This window comes from Sphingobacterium sp. UBA6317 (genome assembly GCF_002440385.1).
In the GTDB taxonomy this organism is placed as follows: domain Bacteria; phylum Bacteroidota; class Bacteroidia; order Sphingobacteriales; family Sphingobacteriaceae; genus Sphingobacterium; species Sphingobacterium multivorum.
In genome coordinates, this window is sequence record NZ_DJTD01000052.1 from 133,475 (window position 1) to 140,162 (window position 6,688).

Sequence of the window (6,688 nt, forward strand, 5' to 3'; positions counted from 1 at the left end):
ACATCATAAAATAAGACAGTTTAATTAAAAAATAGTTTAATTTTTGAAGAGAGAATTGGTTGTAGCCAAAAAGAAGAGGGCAGTTAATTAAAAATTATTTTGCCAAAGCCGTACAAATCGCATAAAAGAATACAGGATCAATACGACACCAAAGATTGTTTTGTAGGTTGGATTAATCTCAATGGGAAAATTGTCCCAGAATATAATCAAAAGGCCCAAAACAAAATAAAAGCCAAACATAAATAGTCCCAAAATAGACAGAAACCGCTTCAGAGGCGATTTCTGTCTATAATTTGAACTATTATTCGAATTAAAATTTGTCATTCTAATTTTGAAGGTTCAATCGAATTGGTAAAGTGTACGCTACACGAACTGGACGACCATTTTGAATACCAGGTTTCCATTTCTTCGCTTTCTTAAGCAACCTTACGGCTGCATCACCAGTACCATATTTCAAATCGCGTTTGATATTGATGTCTGTTAAGCTACCATCTTTTTCTACAACGAAAGATACCTCAACGACACCATTTACACCATTTTCAGTTGCCGCAGCTGGATACTCGTAGTTTGAACCTACCCAAGACATAAATGCTTGCATACCGCCTACAGGCATTGGCTGAACCTCGATGGCATTAAATGGAAGAATTTCATCTCCATTACCATTTGGATCGCCTTTTGCAGCACCAGTGATTGCGCCATCTTGTTTCTTCGAACCAAATTCACCACGTGCAACAGAAGTACCAGTCGGGCTACCTTTCAAAGTAATACGCGCTGGAGTTTTATTTGGATCTTTCAACTCTTCCTGAGAAGCAACTTCTTCCACAACTTTGTTTGCAGGAGCTACTTTAGGTTCAGGGAAACGAACCAAATCTTCTTTCGGTACATCCATAGCCACTTGTTGAGGTTTTTCTTCCGGTTCTTGTGGAAGCGGCTCCTCTTCTTCAGGCTCTGGTGGTTTGATTTCTTCAAGGTCTTCCAAAGTAACTTCAGTTACTGCAGGAGGAGCCTCAACGGCTTTCTTCGGGAACAGCTTACTTCCATAAACACTAAGGAAACTGGCTATGACTACAATGCCGATAACGACAAGAAGTCCCCTGTTAGTCGCTTTAGGCGCTAGCTTACGAAGCTCATAAGCTCCGTACTCCTTATTGCGGCCTTGAAAAACGACGTCAAGCCATTCTTTCTTAAAAATATCTAATTTTGACCCTATCATATTATTTTAGTTTTTTGTGTCAATCTAATAACTAATCATTATAGATATTGTCACGTTTTAACACGTCCACTTCCTCTGGAGTAATCTTTCCGATCATATAGCGTTTTACGTCTACAATTTTCATCTCGTCAAGAATGTCAACCAGATTACGTTGTGTACATTTATCACTCGGTCTTATGATTACGATCATGTCTTTACCGCCTGAAACGCGAGGTACATATGCCTTTTTCTCCATCAAAACCTTACGAATCCCATCTGCACCGTAACCAGCGACAGTAGGACCTTCGATCGGACGAGCAACTTGACCATATACCCAAGAGACTTTATTGTCAGAACCCAATAAAATTGTAAGAGAACGATTATCTGCTGTAAGCAATTCATCGCTTTGTTGCTCCTTAATTTTATTTTTGTCTGGCATAGCCACATCCATCGCTTGCGGTTTATTTAAGGACGTGGTCAACATGAAGAAGGTAATCAACAAGAACGCCAAATCCACCATCGCTGTAAGGTCGACCTTACCGCCATTCTTCTTGGATCTTACTTTCCCGCCTTTGCCTTTTTTACCACTATCCTGATTTAATTCTGCCATTGTTTGTTCTTATTAAATCGTCAATTATTTCTCCTCAGCACGCATGCCTGTTATGAAACTAAATTTGTTTTGCTTTTGATTGCGCAACGTTTCAATAACTAAATTAACCGAAGGATATTTTTCATTCGCATCTGCTTTGATAGCCATCTTTAAAGGTCCTGGATGCACGAAGTTTTTATCAGATGCTTCTTTTTCCTTATTTACTTCCTCAGCTGCAAGACGGGCATTTTGAACCCAGTAATACAACTCATTTGAAGTATTCTCTGTACTATCAACCGGGATACCAGTTTGCACACCTTTTTCCGTACGCTTACTTCCATCCAGAGCTAATAATCCTTTCAATTTAGACATTGGTACACCAAAGTTTTCCATCAATTTGAAACGATCATAATCTTCTTGTGAAAAGCCAACGCCATATTTTGCTGACATTCTTTCTAGTGCTTTTACGCGAACCTGTTGATCAGTCGTACCGAAGAAAACTTTACCTTGATCGCCTATTGTGATCATACCTACATTTGAATCAGGTAACTTATCTTTTGTAGTCGATGCTGGGGTATCCACCGTCAATGCTTCCGGTTGGCGCGCAGTCGCCGTTAAGACGAAGAACGTAAGCAGTAAGAACGATACGTCACACATCGCTGTCATGTCGATCGACGTACTGGCTCTTTTTACTTTTGCTTTACCCATTTTAAATTCTTCTTTTTAAATTAAAAACTCAATCTTCTATCCTATGATGCTTTTGATTTTTGATTTCCATAAAATAAAATCAAAAACTTTCATCATAGTTCTTATTTGTGGTTTGCAGCGTATGTTTGTACGATTGAGAAACCAGCTTCGTCGATAGAGTAAGTTAATTTATCGATTTTTGCAGTAAAGATATTATACAATACAATAGCGAATGTTGAAGTCGCGATACCAGTTGCTGTATTGATCAAGGCCTCAGAGATACCATTTGCCAATTTAGCTGAATCTGGAGCACCACCTGTTGCTAATGCCGAGAAGGCTTTGATCATACCTGTTACCGTACCCAATAGACCACATAATGTACCGATAGAAACTAATGTAGCGATAACGTTTAAGTTTTTCTCTAACATTGGCATTTCTAATGCTGTAGTTTCTTCGATTTCTTTTTGAATTGCAATAGCAGCTTTTTCAGTGTTTACTTCAGGATCTGCAGATACTGATTTGTATTTCAATAAACCAGCTTTTACAACATTTGCTACTGAACCTTTTTGTTTGTCACACTCAGCGATAGCTGAATCGATGTTTCCACCATTAATCAATGTTTGAATTTTACGAACGAAGTTTCCTACGTTACCATTACCAGAAGCTTTGTTAATAACGATAAAACGTTCTACGGAGAAAACCCATACCATCAAGAATAAACCAAGCAAAACAGGTACGATAGCCCCAGCATGGTAAACCATTCCTAAGTAGTTACCTGGATTTGGAGCATTTTCAGGATTGTTGTCAACGAAGTTAGTTGGATTGCCCATCACAAATTTCCATACACAGAAACCCACGATGAAACAGATGATGATTGCAGCTTGAGCAAAGAAAGATCCTCCGTTGTTGCTCTCTTGTTTTGCAGCAGTTTTAGGTGCGTTTGCCATTTTTCTAATTTTTAGTTTTTTACTGTTGTTTAAATATATAATGTTGTTTAAATTATATGCACTCTTATTCGCTTTTGAAACCAATTTTGCAAAGCAAATTTAATATTTAATGTCAAATTTAAAATATTCATCTCAAATATATAAAAAAAATCAAATTTGTTTTTTCAAACTGAACACACCATTAATCCGTGTTATTTTTCTCAGCAGTTCCCGTTATATAATCATTATTACTCTATGCTAAATCGCTTATTCGCAATAATTATTTTACAATGAAAGCCATTTTTTTTTTGATATGCAAAAAAATCAAGGATTTTAAACGACAAAAAGTAAGTGATTACTCATGTTTCTGAACAACTAGACATCCTACACTCAAAGCATACTTGCCTAATAAACAATTCATTAGATTTACCAAGATTATCCCTCATATACTTGTTTAACCACCAACTAATTTTACGCGATACCCCTCTTTAAGTAACAAATCATAGATCTTTTGTTTAAACTCTCCCTGAATGATGATCTCCCCATCCTTCACTGTTCCCCCCACTCCGCACTTTGTTTTCAACAATTTACCTAAATTCTCCAAGTCTTCCGCTTTTCCAACAAACCCCGTAACCAACGTAACAACTTTCCCCTTCCGCATTTTTCGGTCAAGCTGCACTTTTAAGTTTTGCTGATTTACAGGTAACGTATCTGCTTCCTGAAAAAAATCAGCCAGCTGATAGCTGAAGCTGTCATCTGTTGAATATACAACGCCCTCATAGGACTGTTTCTTATTTTTACTCATGATCTTAACAAATTATCTTTAATGCTTTTGGCATAATAGAAATATCCAATTTATCGCCAAGTTCAATCGGCTCCCCATCCACATGAACCGGGGACACCTTATCAATCTCAATCTGTATATTCTTCCCCGGAATAATCTCGACATAACTGGATTGATCCGCCGATTTATTAAAAAGATGGAAAATCATCTTTGGCAAAATATAAAGTGGAAACTTGTGCACGATACAGACATCTAAAATGCCATCGTTAACCGAAGCCTGCGGTGCTATATAAGCATTATTACCATATTGGGGAGAGTTCGCCACACTGATCATAAAGGCCTGCCTTTCGTACACCTTTCCATCAATTGTCAATTTATAATGTGCCGGTTGGTATTTACTGAGCACATTAAAAACGGACTTCATATACCCCAAAGGTCCACGAATATTTTCATTAGCAAAATTTTCACTTACGGATGCATCAAAACCCAAGCCAGCGATATTAAAAAAGCGTCTATCATTAATTACTCCACAATCCACTTCTATTGATTCAAAACGATTAATCCGACGGATAGCTGCAGCCTCATTCATTGGAACTCCCAAGTAGAGCGCCAGGCCGTTGCCAGAGCCTTCAGGAATAATCCCCAATGGAATTCCAGATCCGACCAAAGCGGATCCTAATTCATTGATCGTCCCATCACCACCGACAGCGATGACTGCATCATAGCCTTCTTTGATCGCTTTCAGCCCAATTTCATAAGCATGGTTCGGTCTCGCCGTTTGTTGGAAAGTAGGATCAAACTTCTGTAGATCAAGCACATCCAGCACCTGCTTTTTAAAGGAAGTTTTATTTTTCCCTCCCGAAATAGGATTAATAACAAACAATATTTGTTTACGTTCTGACATATCCAAAGATAGCGGAAATTACCAATTTCTTAAAATAATGTAATCTTTATACGAATTACCGCACTTCCCCATACTTTTAAAAGTTAAAATATAAATTTGATTTTAAATAATCCACAAAGTATCGTAGCTTTGTCGCACAAAAAATAGAATGTGGACTGATTTGCGTGCTGTTGCGTTACAAGCAACGACAAGGAGATTGCAACCACAGTAAAAAAGTGCTAAAAACCCCTCGCTATCACGGCTCTTATCACTTTGCTGTTATTTCATTCTAGCGCAAATCCAATATTAAAAATTACGTAAAGCATGGCTTATTTATTTACGTCAGAATCTGTTTCTGAAGGGCATCCAGACAAAATTGCGGATCAAATTTCAGATGCATTAATAGACAATTTTTTAGCATGGGACGAGGATTCTCGCGTCGCTATTGAAACGCTAGTAACGACTGGGCAAGTAGTTCTTGCCGGCGAGGTTAAATCAAACATATACCTTGATGTCCAAAAAATAGCCCGTTCGGTGATCCAAAAGATTGGCTATACCAAATCTGAGTATATGTTCGAGGCAAACTCTTGTGGCGTCCTTTCGGCTATTCACGAGCAATCTGCTGATATTAATCAAGGAGTGGACCGCAAGACAAGACAGGAGCAGGGTGCGGGTGACCAAGGTATCATGTTCGGTTATGCCAATAACGAAACCGAAAATTTTATGCCTTTGGCATTGGACTTATCGCATCGCCTGCTTTATGAATTGGCCGAGCTGCGTCGCGAAAATAACGAAATCAAGTATTTGCGCCCGGACGCAAAATCTCAGGTGACACTTGAGTATAGTGATGATCACAAGCCGAAAAGAATTGAAGCAATCGTAATCTCAACACAACATGACGACTTCGCTACTGAACAAGTCATGTTGGATAAAATTACACATGATATCAAAACGATCTTAATTCCACGTGTTAAGGCGCAATTGAAACCAGAACTTCAGTTGTTATTTAACGATGAAATTAAGTTTCATATCAATCCGACTGGAAAATTTGTTATCGGTGGACCTCATGGAGATACAGGACTTACTGGTCGCAAGATCATTGTCGATACCTACGGTGGTCGAGGCGCCCATGGTGGTGGTGCTTTCTCAGGAAAAGATCCATCTAAGGTAGACCGTTCCGCTGCATATGCAACGCGCCATATAGCTAAAAACCTGGTAGCAGCAGGTGTTGCAGATGAAATTCTCGTACAGATTTCCTATGCAATAGGTGTAAAAGATCCGATGGGAATCTATGTAAATACCTATGGAACGAGCAAGGTAAATTTGACAGATGGCCAGATTGCGGAAAAAATAGCCGACTTATTTGACATGACGCCATACGGAATTGAAACCCGTTTGGGGCTGAGAAATCCCATTTATTCAGAAACTGCAGCCTATGGACACATGGGAAGAACACCAAGAAAAGTAACAAAAGAGTTCGAAAGCTCAACAGGCGAGAAAAAGCAAGTCGAAGTTGAACTGTTCACTTGGGAAAAACTAGATTATATCGACAAAGTAAAAGAAGCGTTTGGTTTATAAGAGCCAGATGTCCATCAAAATAGAATGGAGGCTGTCTCAAAATGGACTG

At 38.7% G+C, this 6,688-nt stretch carries 7 protein-coding genes; 1 reads left to right on the plus strand and 6 read right to left on the minus strand.

What is annotated here, in order from left to right; all coding sequences use genetic code 11:
• Positions 1–325 precede the first annotated feature (325 nt).
• The 6 genes from B3E92_RS18330 to B3E92_RS18355 form a co-directional block, all read right to left on the minus strand.
• Positions 326–1,213, minus strand: a complete 888-nt coding sequence (locus tag B3E92_RS18330; protein ID WP_088163319.1) for an energy transducer TonB — start codon at positions 1,211–1,213, stop codon at positions 326–328.
• A gap of 31 nt (positions 1,214–1,244) precedes the next feature.
• On the minus strand, positions 1,245–1,802 hold the full coding sequence (locus B3E92_RS18335) for an ExbD/TolR family protein (RefSeq protein ID WP_075990314.1): 558 nt from the start codon (positions 1,800–1,802) through the stop codon (positions 1,245–1,247).
• A 24-nt stretch (positions 1,803–1,826) separates the two neighbouring features.
• Positions 1,827–2,489: an ExbD/TolR family protein gene (locus tag B3E92_RS18340; RefSeq protein ID WP_112375110.1), complete on the minus strand. Its 663-nt coding sequence runs from the start codon at positions 2,487–2,489 to the stop codon at positions 1,827–1,829.
• 101 nt (positions 2,490–2,590) lie between these two features.
• Positions 2,591–3,415 carry a MotA/TolQ/ExbB proton channel family protein gene (locus B3E92_RS18345; protein WP_075990316.1) on the minus strand — a complete coding sequence of 275 codons (825 nt, stop codon included), beginning with the start codon at positions 3,413–3,415 and terminating at the stop codon, positions 2,591–2,593.
• A 433-nt stretch (positions 3,416–3,848) separates the two neighbouring features.
• Complete coding sequence (locus B3E92_RS18350; RefSeq protein ID WP_286897841.1) at positions 3,849–4,199, minus strand: translation initiation factor; 351 nt, start codon at positions 4,197–4,199, stop codon at positions 3,849–3,851.
• A gap of 4 nt (positions 4,200–4,203) precedes the next feature.
• The gene (locus B3E92_RS18355) at positions 4,204–5,082 is read right to left on the minus strand and encodes a diacylglycerol/lipid kinase family protein (RefSeq protein ID WP_286734148.1); all 879 of its coding nucleotides are present in this window, start codon (positions 5,080–5,082) and stop codon (positions 4,204–4,206) included.
• A 303-nt stretch (positions 5,083–5,385) separates the two neighbouring features.
• Here B3E92_RS18355 and metK point away from each other — a divergent pair, with 303 nt between their 5' ends.
• Positions 5,386–6,639 carry a methionine adenosyltransferase gene (metK, locus tag B3E92_RS18360; RefSeq protein ID WP_286767456.1) on the plus strand — a complete coding sequence of 418 codons (1,254 nt, stop codon included), beginning with the start codon at positions 5,386–5,388 and terminating at the stop codon, positions 6,637–6,639.
• Positions 6,640–6,688 lie beyond the last annotated feature (49 nt).

Coding starts and splice junctions, on each gene's coding strand:
- B3E92_RS18335 (WP_075990314.1), bottom strand. CDS start 1,802: ATGGCAGAATTAAATCAGGATAGTGGTAAAAAAGGCAAAGGCGGGAAA.
- B3E92_RS18345 (WP_075990316.1), bottom strand. CDS start 3,415: ATGGCAAACGCACCTAAAACTGCTGCAAAACAAGAGAGCAACAACGGA.
- metK (WP_286767456.1), top strand. CDS start 5,386: ATGGCTTATTTATTTACGTCAGAATCTGTTTCTGAAGGGCATCCAGAC.
- B3E92_RS18355 (WP_286734148.1), bottom strand. CDS start 5,082: ATGTCAGAACGTAAACAAATATTGTTTGTTATTAATCCTATTTCGGGA.
- B3E92_RS18340 (WP_112375110.1), bottom strand. CDS start 2,489: ATGGGTAAAGCAAAAGTAAAAAGAGCCAGTACGTCGATCGACATGACA.
- B3E92_RS18330 (WP_088163319.1), bottom strand. CDS start 1,213: ATGATAGGGTCAAAATTAGATATTTTTAAGAAAGAATGGCTTGACGTC.
- B3E92_RS18350 (WP_286897841.1), bottom strand. CDS start 4,199: ATGAGTAAAAATAAGAAACAGTCCTATGAGGGCGTTGTATATTCAACA.